The organism is Ruegeria sp. CDSB113, assembly GCF_059611045.1.
The window spans coordinates 22,991-44,554 of the sequence record NZ_JBXWOU010000011.1 but is presented as its reverse complement, the minus strand read 5'-3'; the positions used below and the strand labels follow the sequence as shown (position 1 = coordinate 44,554).

The window sequence follows — 21,564 nt, the reverse complement described above, 5'->3', positions numbered from 1 at the left end:
CCCTTAGTTCGATACGTAACCCGCGATTACCTGCAACAGTTTGAACGCAGTTGCGGCATCATTTTCGACCACGGCCAGGAATTCCTCTTCACCAATACGCAGGCACGACAATTCCGTCTCGGCGATCATGCTCAGCGCCCGAGGTTCCTTGCGGATCAAACCCAACTCTCCGACCAGGGCACCGGGGCCGACCGTGGCAATCAACTGATCCACTCCGTCGGTTTGCGGAAGGTACAACCCGGCTTCCCCGTCCAGCACCACATAGGCGCCGTCGGTTGGCTGATCGTCCTTAAGGAAAACAACCTCTCCTGCTTTGGCATCGAACCAGCGCGCACCAAAGGCCAGCAGGCGCAGCTGTCGGCGGTCCAGCCCGGAAAACAGCGGTGTCTGTTCCAGCGCGCGCAGCTTGCGCGAAAGGTCAGCCGAGGCGGCACTGTCTTCTTCCACGTCCGCAGGTCCTTCGTCCGAGACGACCCGACCTTGCCTGATTTCCACATACATGTCGAACACGCTCGGGTTTTCAAACTGGTCGTTCAGGTAGATCACCGTGGTATCCGGCAGCAGCGCCCGAAGGTTTTTGTACACGGCCACTTTCGAGGCCATATCATAACTGGCCAGCGCATCCTCAAGGATCAGGATATCCGGCTTCTTGATCGTCGCGCGCGTAAAGGACAGAGGTTCAGCAAAGACCGCTGGCAGGTTTTGGCCGCCAAGCGCCACCGGCACGTCATAGATCAGCTCGACCACCAGCGGGCGGGCACCGTTTTCGTTCAATACATCCGCAATCAGTTTGCGCGCTTCGTCCGAACGGGCGCCGCCGATCTGACTGACCTTTCCAAACAGGGCGTTCTCCAGAACTGTCAATCCGGGCGCAAATTTCGTTTTGTCCAAGGGCACAAATACATCGAGCAACCGCTCCAGCAGCTTTTCGGAATGGCTATGCCGCAGCTCAAGAATGCGGTCCTTGAGGTCGTCGGTGAAGGCTGGTCCGATCTGTTCCGCCGAAATCACAAACGGAACGGCCAGCAGGTTGGCCAGCTGTTCATCATTCAGCCCCGATACGCCCTCGTTCCGGGTCTTTTCGACAAGCTCGACCGCAGCCTCGTACGTTTGCGCCTCTAGTCCCAGTTTGCGAAACAGCGGGTGATCGGTGCCGTCCAGGCCGAAAATCTGGCGCAGCATCTCAATCACATCGCGTGTAAGGCTCACCAGTGTTTCGTCCAGACCAAATTCGCGCAACTGCTCAAGGAACACGGTCTGCTGCGCCAAAAGCTCTTGTGTGACGGGCACTTTGGGGGTGGCGAACAACAAGTTCTCCGCAACCGGCAAGGCAGGGTTATAGCGATCGCGGTCAAAGATCAGGGCCTGTTGCTCTAGCCCTGTTGCTTTCACCGCATCCTGAACCAAAGGTCGCAGTTCGACCAGTTTGTCGGCCAGCTCGGGATGCTCGGCGGCATCGAAGACCTGTTCGGCCCCGCGCAAAAACAGCGCCGCGCCGGAACCCATCCCGTCAATCAGTTTCAACCACCAGTCGCGCACCTCTTCAGCGCTGTCTAATCCCGCAGTCGTCGGGTCCAGCCAGTTTGCCTTGAAGGGGTCCGGGCTATTGCCGGCACGCAACGTCTCATCATATCCGGGGTCGTTTGTTTCGGTTGTCTGTGGCTTGAACCGCATCGGCATCATGACGTTGTCGCCCAGCGTACCCTGGAACATTACGGGTCGTGACGAAGCATACCCAATACGGGCGGCCACGACGCTTTGATGCAGCTCTAACAAACGGATATCACCGATCCGCACCCGGCCCGAGCTGGGCAGAATTTCCCGCGTCAGCAACTCTGCCATAGCGCGGCGATCTTCTTCGCTGGGGGCCGCGATCCCGATGATTTTCCCGCTGGGAAAGGACAGGTCCAAATCATCCAGAACCTGGTTACCGTCCATATCGCGGACCGAGACATGGTCGAGCACGATGTCACCGTTCAGCCTTGGCGTGGCCTCGGGTTCGCCATCGAACAATTTCTCGTCATGCATTCCGGAAGGTGCAAACCGTTCCGTCACCACGTCCCAGCGCAGCGACATGTCCTGTGTCTGGTTATAATAGGTCAGTAGTTCCTTCCACGGTGAGCTGAGATCCTTATACGCAGCCAGGGCCGCAACCAGCGCACCAAGCGAAACCGAACCCTGCAGGACCAGAAGACCGCCAACCAAATAGAACAGGAACGGCGTCATCTGCGAGATGAAGTTGTTTATGAATTTCATAAAGAACTTCTTCTGGTAGATCTCGAACCGGATACCAAACAGGCGCCCCAGCTGCTCGGACACCATCGCCCGGCGATACCGCCACCCGCCATTGGCACGCAAAGTGGACGCGCCCGCCGCGTTCTCGCCGATCTGGGCGGCCAGCAGGCGAACCTCCTGAATGCGTTTTTTGTTCAGAAGGTTGATCTGACGCTGCAGTTTCGGAATCAGCCAGGCTTGCAGAGGGATCAGCGCGACTGCCGCCAGCCCAAACCAGAAGCTTTGCAGAAACAGGAAGGACAGGATGGTGATCATCTGACCCGCCTGCAAAACCGGTTGGCTGATCGCGTCCCCCATGAGCCCGCCCATCGGCTCGCTTTCGGCGGTGACCATCGACACCAGCTCACCTTGGCTGACGCGTTCGAAATAGGGTTGAGGGAAACGCAACGCGCGGCTGATCAGCACGTACCGGAACCGGCGCAACATACGCTCGCTCAGCACGCCTTTCATTGTGTTGATGCGCATTTTCATCAGGCCATGCGCCAGCACCGCGATCAGAAACCCGATACACAGAATGATGAGGAATGTCGTCTGAGGCAGGCTATAACCCCAGACATCTACAACCGGGCTGGCCGCGCCAATCGCATCGTTGATGATGCGTTTGGGCAATTCGAGCGTCAGATAAAGTAGTGGAAACAACGTCGAGGTCACGGCCAGCAGAATCAACTGGTCGCGTTTCGAGTATTTCCAAATAAACTGGAAAATTGAACGTTCTATGGAACCTGCCCCTACTACGGATCACTGAAACGATCTTGACGAAAGTGCCGTAAACCCAACACTCTGAATTTACCTTAGTCCAGCCAAAAGAGGCAAATAGTTTCCAATTTGATCAGTTAATTGCCGAGTGTGAACAAGTTCATTTGCGCAACCACAGATTAGTGCCTAGACTCCGTTTGGGACGATTTCGGGAGGACTCATTTGACTGCCAGTATAGGCGCAGTGCTATTGATGCTCTGCTTGTTGCAGATCAAACATATGTTTGCGGATTTTTTTCTCCAGACTCCGAAAATGTTGGCAGGGCGCGGTGAGTATTTCCACCTGGGCCGCGCGCAGCATGCGGGCGTGCACGTCATCGGGTCAGTGATTGTCTTTTTGATTTTTGGCGCGCCGTGGTCGTTTATTTTGATCATTGCTGCACTGGAATGGATTGTTCACTTCAATATTGATTTCGCCAAAGCCAGCTATTCAGACAAAAAGAAACTGATGCCGACACAGGCTGCGTTTTGGCGGGCTGCAGGACTGGACCAGTGCCTGCACAACCTGACATACATCGCCATGGTCTGGGCCTGGGCTGAATTCGCGACCTGATCAGCGATTGCTTCAGGCGACGTTTTCCAGGGATTGCGGACAATACGCGTCCAGCCACATTCGATCCAAATGGTCAATTCTAGCGGCGTCAAAACGTTCCTCTTCCATCCAGTAGCGACCAGACGGAACAAAGTAATTAAGCTGTGCCTCCGCCTGCAGTGCCGCTTGCATACCCTTTGTCGAAGGCAGTGCGGCAGACATCAAGGTGTCAGTCGTCACCGAAGGGAAGACCAGCCGGCTTTCACCCTGCGACAGTCGAACCACGCGGCAGTTTTGCGCGGCACCGAACAAAGCCAGTCGGGCGGATTTTGCCTCGAGCGATCGCAGCGTCACATCAGCGCGCAAAGGGTCGGCTGCTCCGTTGCCGTAAAAATGGGTCTGGCCGGAATTCGGGTAAATCATGTCACAGCCAAAAAAGGCCAAGACGGCTGGCTGAAGCGCGGCCAAGGCCCAGTAACCAGCCGTAAACGCCATCGTGCCCCCGGCATAAACAAATCCGCCAAACTTGTTTTGATGCGGAACGTATTCATCCGCCTCGACGATGCTTTGACCGCGCGCCAGTACGTCTGGACGGTTGCGCACAGGGAAGTCCTCGGGATGGATGAGGAAATCCCAATCGTCGCGGATACGCCAGGCGTTGTTGATGGCAACAAAGCGGGTAAACGGCTCCCGCGACCACTCTCGTGCTGCAGCGGCGGCCGGCGCACTTCCAAGTATCAAAACGCGATGCGTCGGCTCGGCCATCCTGGGTCCTGCACTCTTTCAGTTCCCCCGAAGGATAGAGCGATTTTTTTCTTTAACTACCCGAGTACAGAAAAACTGCTTTCTTCGTTGATCGGGCGCTTGCGGGAATAGAACCCGACATCAATGCTCCGCCCGATATAGGGAAGTTCGTATTGCAGCGGCTGCGCATCGTGATCCGCGCCCCCTTCACAATACGCGATCAGGGCCGTCATCAACTTGCCTGCGATCGGCGCGTTCTTGTACTGGTTCCCACTGGTCCCGCAGGCCATGTAGAACCCCGGCAGGCTGGATTTGTCATAGATCGGAATCCAGTCTGTGGATGCGTCATACAGGTCCACAACTCCGCGCGTTTTGGACGGGATGCCAAGACTTGGGACGCGCTGCGCGTATCGCATGGCCTGCGTTGTCCACTGGTCGGTAAAGTCGTGGTTGTAATTCACATCATCCTCGCACCACTGATGCGGGTCACATTCCGGATCTTCCGAGCCAACCAGAATGTGGTTGCCGTGCTCGGGTCGGCAGTAGCAGGCAATATCGCTGTCCGAGACAATCGTTCCATCGTTTTCAAAATCAAACCCCTCGGGTGCCGGGACGTGCACAACCTCTTGCCGCAAAGGGCGGGTTTCGATCGTCATGTCATCCAGGACACCCGCCATCTTGTTGATGATCGCTGAGCCGGGGCCCGCGACATTCACGACGACATTTGCGTGGATTTCTTCGCCCGAGGCAAGTTTAACACCCGAAACCCGACCGTCGCTGGACAATATCTCGACCACTTCGGCACCAGTGCGCACTTCTGCGCCATGCAGCTTGGCAGCATCCATCAAGTTCTGCGCGGACAAAGCCGGGTCGGTGACGTATCCCGCCTGCGGCCAGAACACACCGCCTTGCATCTTGCGCCCGTTCGGGTGCCCGAATTCCGGATCATCCATACGGCGCGCCGGCGCGAAACTGTCCTGCGAGTAGATCGGCAGGCGCTCGGTAACTTTATCGGTTGACCATTCTTCGAACGGGCAATCCAGATCGGCACTGTTCTTCATGTGCTTTTCAAGCAAGCCATTGGCATCGGTCTTCATCACCAGACAGCCGGTCTCGCGAAATTGCGCCAGATTGGCATCCTCGGGCAGGCCGAGGTAGTCCGCCCAATCGCGCCAATAGTGGTAACCTTCCCACGCAAACGCCGTTCCATCGAAGGTCGAATAGTGCATCCGAATAATCGCACATGACCCCGCGGTCGAACCGTGGCCAACCTGACTGTTTCGGTCCAGCGACAGGGTTTTCCAGCCTGCTTTGGCCATTTCAAAGGCGATGGCCGCGCCGATCACACCTGTTCCGATGATGATTGCGTCAGGTTGACTCATGAGGCTTCTCCCTTCCAATAGCGCGTTGAATAGGCGCTGAATTCTTCGACTTCTTCGGGCTTGGGCTCAACCCCGGTGAAGACATAAAGGTAATGCGGAACCATTGCGATCCGCGTGGACATTGGCTCATTCAGCTGCGCCAGATCGTACCCGATTTGCATATAGTACAGAACGCGCGCACGCGTTTCGGCCTCGACCTCTGAATAGCCGTACCGCGCGAACATGTCGTGCAAAGCCTCAAGCCTGCGCGCATCTGACTGATCGAGCGCCCGGCGTACTTTCCCCGATTTGCGCGCCCAATCCCGGATGGCAAAGTCCAGCGCCGTATCGAACAGTTCAGTGTTCACCACGCAACGGTGCACGTTGCAGACGGCTGCGGTTATCGTATCCGCCGGGGCCTTGGCCTGCGCGACCAAAGCCGCTGTATTCGTCGCATGCCAGCGCGCAAGCAGGGCGTCCAAAAGCTCTTGCCGGGATTTGAAATACCAATAGAAGGACGACCGCGACACGGCCATTCGTTCAGCCAGGTTCAGGACCTTGATTTGGTCCACACCGTCCGAGATCAGGACATCCATAGCCACGTTCAGCCAGTCGTCACGCGTGACCTTGATATTGCCGACCAAGGGTTCAGCTTCGGGGTCGTCCCTGTGCAGGATGGGCTTGGTACTCATTCAACTCTCCGGCGGAGCGCCGCCCTCAGCGGTGCGGCGCGCAATGAACTCGTGCAAGGCACCCATGCGGTCGCTGTCACATGAAGGCGCTTTGAAGTCAGACAGAATACTCTTCCAAACCGCGGTCGCGCGATGATTGGCATCCATCGATCCGCGCTCTGTCCAAGTTCCGAAATTTGCATAATCGTGCAAATGTGGTTCATAGAATTCGGTGTTGTACCGCTCCATCGTCTGGCTAGAGGCAAAGAAGTGCCCGCTGGGTTCAACTTCACTCAGGGCGGTGTCGAAACCGATCTCGGCCGTACCTGCCTGCGCCCCTGCACAAAGCTCGGCCACCATGTTCAGAACCTCGGCATCGCAGATCATCTTCTCGAAGGACACGGTCAGGCCGCCTTCGAGCCAGCCAGCCGAGTGGATGATCACCGTCGCTCCGGCCATCAGGCAACCCCAAAGACCGAACTGGTTTTCGTTGGCCGCCTGAACATCGTTGATATTCGATGCCGATCCGGCAGCCGACCGCCATGGCAGTCCCAGATGCCGTGCCAATTGGCCTGCTGCAAGTGAGGCTTGAAAATGTGACGGCGTACCAAATGCAGGTGCGCCCGATTTCATGTCCACGTTGCTGGTGAACGTGCCATAGCAAACCGGCGCTCCTGGCCTTGCCAGCTGGGCCAGTGTCAGCGCCGCCAACGCCTCGGCATGTGAAAGTGTGATCGCGCCGGCCACGGTGATCGGAGCCATTGCGCCCATCAGCGTAAACGGCGTGATGATCGACATCTGGCCGTTGCGGGCGAAATCAATTAGCCCCTGCGCCATCGGAATATCCAGTGTGCGCGGACTGTTCGTGTTGATGATCGTGTAGCAATGTGCGCCCGCCTGAAACTCATCATCTGACAGGCCCCGTGCGATGGATAACATTTCAAAGCAATCCATCACCTGCGGCGTCCCACGCGAAAAGAAGAACGGGAACTTGTCCGTCAGCTCCATCTGCGCCTTCGTCGTGAAATAGTGGCGCAGATGCGTCGGCACGTCCTGAGGCTCGACCTGAGGAGAGATCATCTGGAACACATCGAAATGATGCGTAAGCTTCAGAAACTCCAGATAATCCTGCCCTGTGGCGGGACGGCGGCCGCGTTCAAGATCTGTCGCGTTCGGTGCCCCTGCCCCCGGTTGAAACACCAGGCTGCCCAGCTCAAGTGTGAAGTCCCTGTGCCGCGCGCCAGCATTGCACGCAATCGACTTTGGTGCTGATGCAACGGCGGCTTCAACAATGTCGCGGCCGATAAAGACCATTTCGGTGTCTTCATCCACCCGCGCGCCCGCCTTCGCAAAGAGACGCCGCGCCTCGGGTAGCAGACACTTAACCCCTAGCTCTTGCAGTGTCTGCAGGGCTGTCTCGTGCATATCCGCAATCTGATCTGCCGGGAAAACCTCCATCAAAGGAAATGGGTTCTTGAGTTGTCGGTAGTTCACATCGCGTGTTGGGCCAGTGGCGACATCGGCTCCACGTCCGCGCCTTCGTCGCCCGCGTTCAGGTGTTTGCGACATCATCATCAGCCCCTCATCGCTTTGCCTTGAGGATCGTAGGGCGAAGGTGCGATGACCCGTGCCGGGCGCTCAACGCCAACTACGTGCACCGACAATTCCGTCCCCGGCTCGGCCTTTTCGCGATTGACCAACGCCATTGCCAGCGACTTTCCAGTGTAGTGTCCATACCCACCCGAAGTGACGAAGCCCACACGCTCATCGCCCGCCCAAACGGGCTCGTAACCGCTTGCGTCCGCGTCTGCGGCGTCCACTTCCAGTGTTACCTGAATTTGCGCCGGTCCATTGCCGTCACGTTCTGCGACCGCGGCATCTTTCCCGACAAATTCCTTGTCCCAGTCGATCCAGCGATCCATTCCGGTCATGCCCGGCGTGTAGAGCTGCGTGAACTCGGCCGACCAGATGCCGAAGCTCTTTTCAAGGCGTGTCGACAGCATCGCGTTGAAGCCGCATTCGCGAATGCCCTCTTCGGCACCGGCCTCCAGCAACATACGGCGCAGCTTGATGTGGTCACCGTAGCGGCAATTGATCTCATACCCTTTTTCGCCGGTCACAGACATGCGGGCAACACGTGCGCGAACGAGCCCGATGTCGAAATCACCACAGCCCATGAATTTGAGGTCCGAGATGTCCTGTTCGGCCAGTTTTTCCACAACCGCTTGCGATTTGGGACCGACTACGGCGAAACCGCAATATTCCTCGCCCAGATCCCGGACAGTAACGCCGTCGATCATGTGATCGTCAAACCAGCGCATGTGCCAAGCCCGCAGGTAATAGCTGCCCATGATCCACCAGGTACCATCGCCCCAGTTCAGAACGGTCAGATCCCCCTTAAGCCGCCCATTTTCACCCAGCATAGGCGCCAGCTTTGCGCGACCCGGTGCAGGTAGTTTCGAGGCCATGACTTTGTCGAGCCACACTTTTGCATTTGGTCCCGAAACCTCGAACCGCGAAAAGCCCGAGATATCCATAAGGCCGACGCCTTCGCGGATCACCGTACATTCATCAGCTACGATTTCGTGTGCATTCGACCGCTTGAGCGTCGGTGTTTCCTCGAACCCTTTCGGCGCGAAATACAACGGCACTTCAAGATCCCAGCTAACACCCCATTTGCAGCCCGCATCCGTCATCGCGTCATGCGCTGGGGCCATCTTTAGTGGCCGCCCCGCGGGCAGTTGCTCGTTTGGGTAGGTCATTACAAAGCGGCGGGAATAAAACTGGCCCGTGGTTTCACGGATATACCGCTTGTTCTGCGCAAAATCGCCAAAGCGAGCCACGTCCATCGGCCAGGCATCCGCTTCGGGCTCGCCATGGATCATCCACTCGGCCAGTGTCTTGCCGACACCGCCGCCCTGCAGAAAGCCTGCCATGACAGCACAGGCCGACCAATAGCCGCGCTTGCCCGGCACCGGGCCGACCAGCGGGTTGCCATCGGGGGCAAAGGTGAAGGCACCGTTTACCCATGTCTTGATGCCCACGTCCTGGATCGACGGATAGCGTTCAAAGCCCAGTGTCAGTTCATTCTCGATCCGATCAAGCTGTTCCTGAAACAGTTCTTCACCATAGTTCCACGGCGCACCGTCCATCGCCCAGTGTTCGTGATCGACCTCATAAATGCCAACCAGAACGCCTTTCTGGTCCTGCCGCATATAGGTGAACCCTTCGAGATCGACGGTCATCGGCATCTCAAAATCTGCCTCGGCGACCTCGGGCACGGTATCAGTGATAAGATAGTGGTGCTTGAGCGGTGAAACCGGCAGCTCCACCCCCGCCATACGCCCGACCTGCTTGGCCCAAAGGCCAGCGGCGTTGACCACGTGTTCACAGGTGATCGTGCCCTTGTCGGTGACGACCTGCCAGCCATCATCGGTCTGGATCAGCTCTTCGACCTTGGTTTCTTCGTAATACTCCGCGCCCCTCTTTTTTGCTGCTGTCGCATAGGCCTGAACCGTGCCAGTCGTGTCGATATACCCCTCGCGGTCCGCCCACATGGCCCCCAAAACGCCGTCGGTGGACATGATGGGGCAACGTCTTTGCGCCTCTTCCGGGCTCAGCAATTCGCAGTCATCAATGCCGATAGACTGGAAAATGCGGTAATTCGCCTGCAACCATTCCCACCGTTCGGGCGTTCCGGCCAACGTCAGACCACCGGTCATGTGCAAGCCGATGTTCTGACCAGATTCCTTTTCGATCTCGCTGAGCAGATCAATTGTATAGGCTTGTAGGGATGCCATGTTCGGGTCGGCATTCAGCGCATGGATACCGCCGGCCGCGTGCCAGGACGAGCCAGACGCCAGCCGCCGCCGTTCCAGCATAACCACATCCGACCAGCCAAACTTGACCAGATGATACAGAACCGAGGCACCCACGACGCCGCCCCCGATAACCACAACGCGATACTGAGATTTCATCCTGCGCTCCCCTGCATGATTAAGGTAGGACGCTAGTGGCACTGTTCACTTCTGTCTAGACATTTCTGTACAGTTCTATGCGAGCGAAGAAACGGCCTCGGATCAGCAGTTTTACAGTTGTGCGCTGGGGCGGGCTGCGACCTTGTCAAACCATGCTAGTGTGGCGGTATTTTCTTGCGGAATTCGCTTCTTGATCACGCGGGCAAAGTCCACAAAGACAAAGGTGGAAATGTCCGCCAAGGTGAAGTCGTCGCCTGCGATAAACGCGCTTTCGCCCAGCCGCTGTTCGAGCAACGAAAAGAAATGATCAACCCGCGCGGACCCTCGCTGAGCCAGTTCCGGGATTTGCGGGTGGTTCACCGGCCCCGGAATTGCCCTGTCGGCAAAGGCAGGATGAGTATTGCGCAACGCTTCGGCTACAGGCGCGCCGCCCTGTTGCTCAACGATGCTGTTCCACATCAGAACCTGCCCCTTCTCATCGGGTGTGCGCCCCATCAGCGGTGGCTCGGGAAACCGCGCCTCAAGGTAAGCAGCTATCCCAAGATTCTCGGTCAACGCGATGCCCTCATCCGTCACCAACACGGGTATAGTTGCGTTCGGGTTCACCGCGCGAAATTCATCGCTGAGTTGCTCACCTTTGCCGATCGAGATTTCTCGGGTTTCGATGTCCAAACCCTTTTCGGCAATGAACATGCGCGCGCGCCGTGGGTTGGGGGCCGTGGAACAATCATAAAAAAGCATCGGACTCTCCTGCCCTGTCAGCGGCGATAAATGAAACAGCGGCCCTCGACGGCCCCTTCAGGAAGGGAAACTTCGGTCAAGGTATCGAAATACATCCGGTCGCTGGACACCATCAAACCACCCTCGGCCAATAGCGGCTCGATCAGCGGTGAGACAAACCTGGCGAAGTCGTCGTTCTTTTTGCGGTTGTGACCGCCCAAGTCCGCGTGGATCAGACTGGCCGTGGCTCCGAACCGATCCACCGAGGCCGGTAGTGTTTCGCGCACATCCCCCAAAATCACCCGATCTGCGGGCGGCGTGGAATCCGGATGCGACGCCACGGCGCGCTCGAATACATAAACAGGTCGACCTGAAATATACTGCACCATGTGATGATAGGTGCGCCCATTGCCCAACCCCAGTTCGAACACTGGCCCAGGCATTCCTTTGGTTTCAGAGATGGCAAAATCCAGACAGGCCCGTTGGGACACCATACGGTCGATGAACAGATCCAGGCGGCTTTGGTTGTCGGGCACGGGGAAATCTCTCCTTGATATCAGTCAGCTCATGATTTGGGGCCGACACCGCATGTGATGACAAATCCTCAAGGATTTGTGTAGGTAAATTGGCCTAAGTTTCACATTTTCGCGACAATTCGGCCCAAGAACGGGTTTGACTACACAGGCACAACCGCGCGAGACTAAGTCAAAAAACACAGGGAGTTGAATACGCCGATGTCGAACCACGGACGAACGGGTGGAAAACCCGCATGACTGCGTTGTTGTCCGTCAGAGACCTCAGCATCGGTTTTGGTGCGGGCGACTCAGTTGTCAAAGGAGTCAATTTTGATGTCGAGGCCGGGCAGACATTGGCTCTGGTTGGCGAATCCGGGTCAGGAAAAACCATCTCGTGCCGGGCAGCCTTGCGTATTCTGCCACGTGCCGCGCAAATCCGCAGTGGCACTATTACCCTGAACGATTCGAAAGGCTTCGAGGATCTGACCAAGATCAGCGAGCGACAGATGCGTGACATTCGCGGCAATCGGATTTCGATGATTTTTCAGGAACCGATGCGATCACTGTCCCCGTTGCACAAGATCGGCAATCAGGTCAGCGAGGTCTTGTGGCTGCATCGGAGCGCGTCCGAGGCGCAAGCCCGCAAAGAGGTCCTGACCCAATTCGAACGCGTAGGCTTTCCTGATCCGCAGCGCGCCTATGATTCTTACCCGTTCGAGTTGTCGGGCGGCATGCGCCAGCGCGCCATGATTGCGATGGCCATGGTTTCCAAGCCGGAACTGCTGATCGCGGATGAGCCGACGACCGCGCTGGACGTAACGACACAAGCGCAGGTCCTGGGTCTGATCAAGGAGTTGCAGCGCGAAACGGGCATGGCCCTGATCCTTGTGACGCACGATCTTGGTGTGGTTGCCAATATGGCGGAACAGGTCGTTGTCATGCACAAGGGTCGCGTGATGGAGGCAGGGGCAGCCGCCCCGATCCTAAGCGCCCCGGCGCACCCCTACACACAACAATTGTTCAACGCGGCCCCTGCGATTCCCGACGAAGATTCGGTCGGGCTGCCGATGCCGAATGATGACCTCATTCTACAGATGAAGGGGGTGTCCAAGACCTACACTATGCGGTCCAGCAGGGGCTGGCAGGGGGACAAGCTGATCCATGCCTGCCGAGGTGTGGATCTGAATTTGGCCCGCGGCAAAACACTGGCAATCGTCGGTGAAAGTGGCTCGGGCAAAACAACGGCTGCGCGGATCGCCCTTGGCGCGGAACTACCCGATCCGGGTGGCGAGGTTCTGTTTCGCACCGCTCCGGGCGAAGACCCGATCACTGTGCACCACATGAACCGCTCTCAGCGCACGGCCTTTCAACGCAAGGCGCAGATGGTGTTTCAGGACCCGTACAGCTCTCTCAGTCCGCGGATGCGCATTCAAGACGCGCTGACCGAGCCTTTGGAAATCCACTCCATTGGTTCGACCGCTGAACAGCGGGACAAAGCGGTCGAGATGCTTCAGCGTGTGGGGTTGAATGGTGATATGCTCAAACGCTATCCCCATGCCTTTTCCGGCGGACAGCGGCAACGCCTGTCGATTGCGCGGGCGATGATGCTGGACCCTCAGTTGATTGTCTGTGACGAGCCGACATCGGCATTGGATGTATCGGTTCAGGAACAGATCCTGACCTTGCTGGAAAACCTGCAGGACCGGTTGAACCTGTCCTACCTGTTCATCTCTCACGACCTTGCGGTTGTGGCGCGCATTGCCGACGAAGTGGCCGTGATGCGCCGGGGTCTTGTCGTCGAACAAGCCCCGCCCGAGACACTGTTTTATAACCCCCGACACCCTTACACCAAGGCGCTGATTGCCGCCCAACCAGAACCCGACATCAACCGGCCCATCGACCTTAAACTGGTTGCGTTGGGCGCTGGTTCACCAGACAGTTGGGATGACACCTTCCGATTTACGGACTCCGTGATACCCTCACTGGTAGAGATGGAGCCCGGCCATAAGGTACGATGCCATGTTTAAAACCACTCGCCCGCTCATTCTGGCTGCCACGTTGGTCGCCACTTTGGTCCTGCCCGCCACTGCAGGAACACCGACCCCTCAGGAAAGCGAATTCTGGCAAGCCGAGGTCAGCGCCGGGAACCTGCCGCCGGTCGCAGAGCGCCTGCCAGCCGAACCTCTGATCGTGGATCTGGCCGCCAAAGGCCGCGAGTTTGGTGCCCCCGGTGGTACCCTGCGCACTATGGTGACCCGGTCAAAAGACATCCGTCAGATGGTCGTCTATGGTTATGCGCGACTGGTTGGGTTTGACGAAAACTACGACATCGTCCCCGATCTGCTTGAATCCTATGAAAATGACGGCAACCGGACGTTCACCCTGCATCTGCGGGACGGGCACAAGTGGTCAGATGGATCACCGTTCACATCCGAAGACTTTCGTTATTGGTGGGAAGATGTCGCTAACAACGAGTTGCTCAGCCCATCTGGCCCACCTGATTTCCTGATTGTTGAAGGCAAAACGCCAACCGTGACCTTCCCGGATGAGACAACTGTTGTCTTTGAGTGGGAAGACCCCAATCCTGATTTTCTGCAATCGCTGGCCCAAGCGCGCCCGCCGTTCATCTACCGGCCGTCTGAATTCCTCAAACAGTATCACGAGAAATTCGCAGATGCTGAAGACCTCGCCTTTCAGGTCGAAGACGCACGGGTCAAAAGCTGGGCGGCGCTGCACAACAAGCTGGACAACCTCTACAAGTTCGACAATCACGAATTGCCGACGCTGCAGCCTTGGCTGAATGCAAGTTCGGGCAAGAAGATCCGCCACAATTTCGTTCGCAACCCATATTACCACCGCATCGATTCCAACGGCGTTCAGTTGCCTTATATCGACGTCGTCGAGATGGAAATCGTCGCTGCTGGCTTGGTCGCGGCCAAGACCAATGCCGGCGAGACTGATCTGCAGGGGCGCGGTCTGGCGTTTCGCGATGCATCTATCCTGAAAAAGGGCGAAGCAGGCGGAGACTACAAAACCCTGTTGTGGAAGACTGGCGTCGCATCGCAAATCGCGATCTACCCGAACCTGAACTACTCGGATGAGGTTTGGCGCGACGTTCTGCGCGATGTTCGTGTTCGGCGAGCGCTGTCCTTGGCTATCGACCGCAAAACCATCAATCAAGCGCTCTATTTCAAGCTGGCCCATCCCGGTGCGATGTCCGTTTTACCCGCGTCTCCGTTCTATGACGAGGAAAACGCAAAAGCCTGGGCGCAGTATGACGTCGAGATGGCCAACGCCCTACTGGACGAAGCTGGCCTGGCCGAGCGCGATAAAAACGGCATTCGCCTGCTGCCGGATGGCCGCCCGATGGAATTGATCATCGAAACTGCAGGAGAACGGCAAGAGGTTGAGAACGCGCTTCAGATCGTCACGGATACGTGGCGCGAAATCGGTGTGGACCTGATCATGCGCCCGTTGGACCGGGACATTCTGCGCAACCGCGTATTTTCAGGCAACACCATGGCCTCGGTATGGTTCGGTTGGGATGACGGTATCCCGCAGGCGCACACATCCCCCGCATATTTGGCCCCTACGGATCAGGTGTTTCTGGCCTGGCCCAAATGGGGACAATTTTACCAGACCAGCGGCGATGTTGGTGAAGCGCCTGACATGCCCGAAGCCGAGCGTCTGATGCAACTGGCCCATGATTGGGAGGTTGCCACCACCGACGAAGAGCGCAAGGCAGTCTGGACCGAGATGTTGAAAATCCACGCTGACCAGCTTTTCGCCATCGGAATTCTGAACGGCGCACCGCAGCCCATCGTAGTGTCCAACCGTCTGCGCAACGTGCCCGAACAAGGTATGTGGGCATGGGAGCCCGGCGCACATTTTGGCATTCACCGCCCCGACGAATTCTTTTTCGCCGACTAATCAGGAGCAGCTAAATGGTAATGCTGCGCTATGCGGTGTATCGCTTTTTCACGATGCTGCTGACTTTGCTGGTGGTGTCGGTTCTGATCTTCGTGATCATCAACCTGCCCCCCGGCGATTATCTGAGCAATCAGATCGCGGAATTGCAGGCCTCGGGCCAATCCGCAGGTGTTGCCAAGGCTGAATTCCTGCGCGCGGAATACGCCCTGGATCGCCCTGTATGGGAACAATACCTGGTCTGGATGGGATTCTGGCCCGGACCGCACGGGTTTGAGGGTCTTCTGCAGGGCAATTACGGCTGGTCTTTTGAATTCGACCGCCCCGTGGCCGAGATCGTTGGCGATACCCTATGGCTAACCGTTGTCGTCAACCTGGCCGCTATCCTGTTCGTCTATGCCGTTGCCCTACCGCTGGGCGTACTCGCCGCAGCAAAATCGCGAACCTGGATCGACTATACGTCGGCCTTTGTTGGTTATCTTGGTCTGGCGACGCCCAACTTCCTGCTAGCGTTGATCCTGTTCTATTACGGACACCGCTACTTCAACCTGCCCATCGGCGGCCTGATGGACCCATCCTTCGAAGGTCAACCAATGAGCTGGGAAAAGTTGAAGTCCATTCTTGTCCACCTGATCGTGCCGACTTTCGTCATTGGCACATCTGGCGCATCAGCCATGATGCAGCGCCTGCGTGCGAACATGCTGGATGAACTGGGCAAACCTTATGTGGAAACGGCCATTGCCAAGGGTATGGCGCCATCGCGAATGCTGACAAAGTACCCGCTGCGCGTGGCGTTCAACCCCTTTGTTGCGGATATCGGGAACTTGCTGCCGTCGATGGTATCCGGGTCGGTACTGGTGTCGGTCGTGCTTGGCCTGCAAACCATCGGCCCGACCTTGCTGACCGCACTCAAAACCCAGGACCAATTTCTGTCTGCCTTCATTCTGATGTTCGTGGCCTTGCTGACACTGATCGGCACCATGATCTCTGATATCTTGCTGGTCATGTTGGACCCGCGTATTCGGTACGAGGGGCGTGAAGCGTGACCAAACACACCGACGGTCGCTTTGTCGACGATGCACCTTTCGACGCGGATGCCGCCCTGCAACAGTTAGAGCGCGCCGATCTGGACGCGCCCAACTGGGTTCTGGTCTGGCGCAAGTTCAAAACCCATAAACTGGGTTTGATTTCAGGCGTTTTCCTACTGTTCTGTTACCTGATGCTGCCCTTCGCTGGATTCATCGCCCCCTATGGCCCGAATGAACGAAACGGCGAACACCTTTACGCCCCACCACAAAGCATCAATTGGTTCCACGATGGCTCCTTCATTGGCCCGTATGTCTATCCGATCGTGGCCGAAGCTGATCTTGAGACCTTTCAGTGGAAATTCGTGCCCGACACGGAAGACCCTCGCCCGATACGCTTTTTCTGCGAGGGGACCGAGTACAGGCTTGCAGGTCTTGTGAAATCAGACACCCACCTGTTCTGCGCGCCAGAGGGCGCAACGCTGTTCCTATGGGGATCCGATCGTTTGGGCCGCGATGTGTTCAGCCGCATTCTATATGGCGCGCAGCTGTCGCTGACGGTCGGACTGATCGGCATTTCGGTATCGTTCACCCTTGGCATCTTTTTTGGATCAATCGCCGGGTATTTCGGCGGCAAGATCGATTGGGTCATCAACCGCGTGATCGAGGTCTTGCGCTCGCTACCTGAACTGCCGCTCTGGCTTGCCCTATCGGCGGCGGTGCCCTCAAACTGGAGCCCGGTTGCAGTTTTCTTCATCATCTCGATCATCCTCGGGATTCTCGATTGGCCTGGCCTCGCCCGTTCGGTACGCGCGAAATTCCTGTCCCTCAGGGAAGAGGAATACGTCCGCGCCGCCGAGATGATGGGTGCAAGCTCTGGCCGTGTCATCCGCAAGCACCTGCTGCCGAACTTCATGTCTCACCTGATCGCCTCGGCCACGTTGTCGATACCGGCCATGATCCTCGGGGAAACCGCACTCAGCTTCCTGGGGCTTGGCTTGCGGGCCCCGGCCGTCAGCTGGGGTGTAATGCTGAACGACGCGCAGAACCTGGCCTCGATCGAGATCTACCCCTGGACGGCAATCCCGATGTTACCGATCATTGTTATCGTGCTGGCCTTCAATTTCCTGGGTGACGGGCTGCGTGACAGTCTGGATCCATACCAGCAATGAGCTTGATTTCAGCCCTTCCCGCAACCGACGGATACCGCAAAACGGGCACCGGGGCTTGGTCCAGCGTCTACGCGGTATCTGAACTGGCGACGGCAACCTTTGGCGCGGTGGGTCAGGAACTGGCTCGTCTGATGACGGCGCTGAACCTGTCGCCCAGTGCGCCGGATGTGTCTGTGGATCACCGGCTGGCCTCGCTTTGGTATCAATATTCCTTCAAGCCCAATGGTTGGGAGATGCCTAGTCTCTGGGATGCGGTCGCGGGCGACTACCAGACTGCGGATGGTTGGATCAGGCTGCACACCAACCTGCCCTGCCACCGGGCGGCGGCACTAAATGTTCTTGAAGTCAAAGCAGATCGGGACGCGGTCTCTCAAGCGGTGCGGCGATGGTCCGCCAGCGAGCTGGAATCGGCAATCGTGGCCCAAGGTGGCGTTTCCGCAGCCATGCGCAGCCGGGCAGTGTGGTTAGAGCATCCGCAAGGTCGGGCCGTGTCCCGCGATCCGCTGATCGGTTGGCACAGCCCGCGACAGATCAAACTGCGAGATCGATCCGAGGCCACGGCTGAGCGCCCTTTGGCAGGGTTGCGCGTCCTCGACCTGACGCGCGTGCTGGCTGGGCCGGTTTCAACGCGAACCCTCGCCGGTTTTGGTGCTGACGTTCTGCGTATCGACCCGCCCGGTTGGGACGAGCCCGGTGTCATACCCGACATCTCATTGGGTAAATCCTGCACTTACCTCGATCTGAAATCACCCTCAGGTTTGGAAATGCTGCGAGAGTTGTTGTCTCAGGCCGATGTGTTCGTCCACGGGTATCGCCCCGGTGCTTTGGATGCGCTCGGCCTGACCAGGGCCAAGCGCGATGAATTAGCCCCAAACCGGGTCGAAGTCACATTAGACGCTTATGGCTGGCAAGGCCCATGGGCCGCGCGGCGCGGGTTCGACAGCCTCGTTCAGATGAGCGCGGGTATAGCGGATGCGGGCCGTGACTGGGCAAATGCGGATAAACCAACACCATTGCCGGTTCAGGCGCTGGATCATGCAACCGGCTATCTGATGGCCGCCGCCGTGCTGTCCGCCTTGGCCGAGGCCGCCTCGGGCAACGCGATCATGCTGGGCCAGCTCTCTCTCGCACGCACGGCCGAGTTGTTGGCCATTCTCGGCAAGTCCGACACGAAAGAGGTTATTACCGGTGCCAGCCCGTCAGACTACAGCCAAGCTCTCGAAGAATCAGGCTGGGGCTCCGGTCACCGCCTGAAACCCGCTCTGACGGTGGGCGCCGCCAAGATGTTCTGGGACAAGCCTGCACCTAAACTAGGCACGTCGGCTCCGGTCTGGGCCACGGCCATCACCTGAGCCAACCGCCGCGCGGTACGCGCGGCCCGGCCCAACGCTTTGGGTCACGTCTCGCCAGAGACGTCACCCAAAGGGGCGGGAGACCCCGTCAGCGATCGTCCCCACCCGGACCGATATCGTCCAGATAATCCTCGTCAATCGCCGCCTGCACCGCACCCGTCACAGCTTCGCGCTGCTTGGGTGTCAGATCCTCGGGGTCCTTGCCTTCGGCCAGGCGCACGGTGACCTCACGGTGTGCGAACTTGATGCCTTCGCGGGCGAACAATTCCCGGATATCCTGATAGACTTTCTTGCGCACCAGCCATTGATCGCCCGGCTTGGTCATGAACTTGACCCGAATGATCATCGCAGAGTCCTGCATTTCGATCACGCCCTGCGACTTCAGCGGTTGGATAAAGTTGTCGCCAATCACCGGGTCGCTCAACAACTCTTGACCCAACTTCTTGATCAGCTTGCGCACCTTCTCGACATCGGTGTCATACGTTACCCGTAACGGCAGTTTCATGATCACCCAGTCGCGGGAATAGTTGGTCAGAACCTTGATTTCACCAAAGGGGATGGTGTTCAGCGCGCCCAGATGGTGACGCAGCTGGAACGACCGGACCGAGATCTTTTCGACCGTTCCTTTCACGTCGCCGATGTCGATGTACTCACCCTTGCGGAACGCGTCATCCATCAGGAAGAACGCCCCCGAAAAGATATCGCGGACCAATGTCTGCGACCCAAAGCCCACGGCCAGGCCCACAACGCCAGCACCCGCGAATAGCGGACTGACATTGATACCCAATTCCATCAGGGCAATCAGCGCTATGGTCACAACAACTACGGCCAGAATGGCCCCGCGGAACAAGGGCAACAATGTTGCAAGGCGGCTTTGCCCACCTTCTCCGCCTTCATCGCCCAGCTCAGCCTCACCACCGCCGTCGTCAATCTCCTGCGCGATCTTCGAGTCGATCCCGATGCGGAAAAAATGGAACAGGATATAGCCCATGAAGAGGATCACCATCACATCCAGCGCCCGCTCGATCGGCAGGTCCTCGCTCCAGCTGGCATCCGGATTCCAGATGACCACCAGCGCATATAGACCGACAACAAAAGCCAGAATACCGGCAACCCGCCGCGCCAGATCTTCGTAGGTCAGGATAGAGTGCTTGCGCATCTCGGCCTGCGGCGTTTCGATCGCTTCAACCTCGGCATCCGCCTCATCAGCATCGGCATTCATCGCGTCCAGCTGGCTGTTGCGATTGAAATACCGTTCCAGAAGATAGTTCATGGCCCCATAGGCAACCACGACCGACATGAAGATGGCATAGCTGCTGGCCACGATCGGGATCGAGTTTTGATTTTCCAGCACAAGGTCGACGGCCAGTTTGAACCAACTAAACACCATGTAAAGGATCAGCACCGGCGCCCATGCAAACGAGATTAGACGCAGAATCCACGACACCTGATCCGGTGAGCGCCCGCCGCGAATAGCGTTCGAAATGGCGCGGGCATTGAACAGGATCATCAGGACATTGCCGATCGCACCAAACATGGTCAGGCCGCCATAGACCAAGGCGTAGACGTTATAGTTCAGCCCAAAATCAGCTACCCAAGTGGCAAAAAGCACCACGGTAATGTCGTAGGTCGCCAGCGCCGAAGCCCAGATATACAGGCGTTTGGCGTCTCGGTCCGAGAACGGCGGCAAGCGATATTGGCTCAGATATGGCGATAGAACCATGCGCCACAGATCAGACACCGTACGCGACAGGAAGAAGGCGGTAAAAATTGCTGTGACCGTGAACTGGATCGAGATGTCCTCAGCCTCGCCGAAAAACACGAAACCGACGATAAGCGCCATCACCATGGCAAAAATCGTGGCGCCTATCCCCATCAGGAATCGGAACACCAAAAACGGCATCTTCTCGCGATAGCCTTGTGGATCTTCCTTGGATCGCGCGACGACGATTCGCTTTGCGATACGCTTGCCGTAGATTTCAATCGACAACCATCGTCCGATCAAAAGGAAGAGAACGTTCCAGAACAGGACCTCGACATAGGTCTGTATTCGGCCATCCGGACTGGTCTGACGCAGGATGTATTGCACCTCGAAGATCGAATAAGGCAGCGCCTGAAGCCGTGAATTCATCGAGTCGCGAAATCTCGAAAACCGCTCCTGCGCTTTCATAAGCTGCGAACCGTCGCCCATCGGATCCCCGGGTGCAGCCTCGGGGGTGACACTGTTTTGCTGGCCGGAAGACACGATTTGCCCGGCGCTGTCGATGACGATCACACTGGCCCCGGCTTCGGTCGCGGAGCGGATCGCCGTAGCCAGATCGCTGTCGCTGGCTGTGTCCGAGCTGCTGCCCCCGGCTGAGGGATACCCCGGTATCAGAGAGGTCTGCGCAACTGCACCGGTGACCAGCACCAGAGTAAGGGACCAGATTACAAACGTTAATCCAGCCAGCAATGTTCGTGTCATCGGATAATTTTCCAGTTCGCCATTCGTAACACAGGATATCGAAGCCCGGTGGCG

The 21,564-nt window shown here is 57.6% G+C and carries 15 protein-coding genes; 6 read left to right on the top strand and 9 right to left on the bottom strand.

The genetic code is table 11. The features are described 5' to 3' along the window. Positions 1-3: 3 nt before the first annotated feature. Complete coding sequence (locus AC2FIS_RS17360; protein ID WP_496774734.1) at positions 4-3,000, bottom strand: cyclic nucleotide-binding domain-containing protein; 2,997 nt, start codon at positions 2,998-3,000, stop codon at positions 4-6. 243 nt (positions 3,001-3,243) lie between these two features. Between AC2FIS_RS17360 and AC2FIS_RS17355 the strand changes: the two genes are divergently transcribed. Further along, entirely contained in the window at positions 3,244-3,603 is a 360-nt protein-coding gene (locus tag AC2FIS_RS17355) for a DUF3307 domain-containing protein (RefSeq protein WP_369935462.1), read from the top strand. 12 nt (positions 3,604-3,615) lie between these two features. On the opposite strand, the gene AC2FIS_RS17350 is transcribed toward AC2FIS_RS17355, so the two are convergent. The 7 genes from AC2FIS_RS17350 to AC2FIS_RS17320 form a co-directional block, all read right to left on the bottom strand. Continuing rightward, the gene (locus AC2FIS_RS17350; protein ID WP_496774614.1) at positions 3,616-4,347 is read right to left on the bottom strand and encodes a hypothetical protein; all 732 of its coding nucleotides are present in this window, start codon (positions 4,345-4,347) and stop codon (positions 3,616-3,618) included. A 56-nt stretch (positions 4,348-4,403) separates the two neighbouring features. Continuing rightward, entirely contained in the window at positions 4,404-5,708 is a 1,305-nt protein-coding gene (locus tag AC2FIS_RS17345; RefSeq protein ID WP_496774613.1) for an NAD(P)/FAD-dependent oxidoreductase, read from the bottom strand. Continuing rightward, a complete protein-coding gene (locus AC2FIS_RS17340; protein ID WP_496774612.1) occupies positions 5,705-6,379 on the bottom strand; it encodes a TetR/AcrR family transcriptional regulator in 675 nt (224 codons plus the stop codon). The genes AC2FIS_RS17345 and AC2FIS_RS17340 overlap by 4 nt, the downstream gene beginning before the upstream one ends. After that, positions 6,380-7,930: a trimethylamine methyltransferase family protein gene (locus tag AC2FIS_RS17335; RefSeq protein WP_496774732.1), complete on the bottom strand. Its 1,551-nt coding sequence runs from the start codon at positions 7,928-7,930 to the stop codon at positions 6,380-6,382. 2 nt (positions 7,931-7,932) lie between these two features. Beyond that, positions 7,933-10,335, bottom strand: a complete 2,403-nt coding sequence (locus tag AC2FIS_RS17330) for a GcvT family protein (protein WP_496774610.1) — start codon at positions 10,333-10,335, stop codon at positions 7,933-7,935. A gap of 111 nt (positions 10,336-10,446) precedes the next feature. Continuing rightward, complete coding sequence (locus AC2FIS_RS17325) at positions 10,447-11,076, bottom strand: glutathione S-transferase family protein (protein ID WP_496774608.1); 630 nt, start codon at positions 11,074-11,076, stop codon at positions 10,447-10,449. 17 nt (positions 11,077-11,093) lie between these two features. Next, positions 11,094-11,591 (bottom strand): class I SAM-dependent methyltransferase, encoded by a 498-nt coding sequence (locus AC2FIS_RS17320; protein ID WP_082649262.1) that lies wholly within the window; start codon positions 11,589-11,591, stop codon positions 11,094-11,096. A 233-nt stretch (positions 11,592-11,824) separates the two neighbouring features. On the opposite strand from AC2FIS_RS17320, the gene AC2FIS_RS17315 reads away from it, so the two are divergent. The 5 genes from AC2FIS_RS17315 to AC2FIS_RS17295 are packed head-to-tail and all read left to right on the top strand — an operon-like array spanning position 11,825 to position 19,046. Then, entirely contained in the window at positions 11,825-13,597 is a 1,773-nt protein-coding gene (locus AC2FIS_RS17315; protein WP_496774606.1) for an ABC transporter ATP-binding protein, read from the top strand. Continuing rightward, a complete protein-coding gene (locus tag AC2FIS_RS17310) occupies positions 13,590-15,500 on the top strand; it encodes an ABC transporter substrate-binding protein (RefSeq protein ID WP_496774605.1) in 1,911 nt (636 codons plus the stop codon). Before AC2FIS_RS17315 ends, AC2FIS_RS17310 begins: the two co-directional genes overlap by 8 nt. A gap of 14 nt (positions 15,501-15,514) precedes the next feature. After that, complete coding sequence (locus tag AC2FIS_RS17305) at positions 15,515-16,543, top strand: ABC transporter permease (protein WP_496774604.1); 1,029 nt, start codon at positions 15,515-15,517, stop codon at positions 16,541-16,543. Further along, the gene (locus AC2FIS_RS17300; protein ID WP_058279438.1) at positions 16,540-17,694 is read left to right on the top strand and encodes an ABC transporter permease; all 1,155 of its coding nucleotides are present in this window, start codon (positions 16,540-16,542) and stop codon (positions 17,692-17,694) included. Before AC2FIS_RS17305 ends, AC2FIS_RS17300 begins: the two co-directional genes overlap by 4 nt. Further along, positions 17,691-19,046 carry a CoA transferase gene (locus AC2FIS_RS17295; protein ID WP_496774602.1) on the top strand — a complete coding sequence of 452 codons (1,356 nt, stop codon included), beginning with the start codon at positions 17,691-17,693 and terminating at the stop codon, positions 19,044-19,046. The genes AC2FIS_RS17300 and AC2FIS_RS17295 overlap by 4 nt, the downstream gene beginning before the upstream one ends. Positions 19,047-19,134: 88 nt before the next feature. On the opposite strand, the gene AC2FIS_RS17290 is transcribed toward AC2FIS_RS17295, so the two are convergent. After that, entirely contained in the window at positions 19,135-21,510 is a 2,376-nt protein-coding gene (locus tag AC2FIS_RS17290) for a mechanosensitive ion channel domain-containing protein (RefSeq protein WP_496774601.1), read from the bottom strand. Positions 21,511-21,564 lie beyond the last annotated feature (54 nt).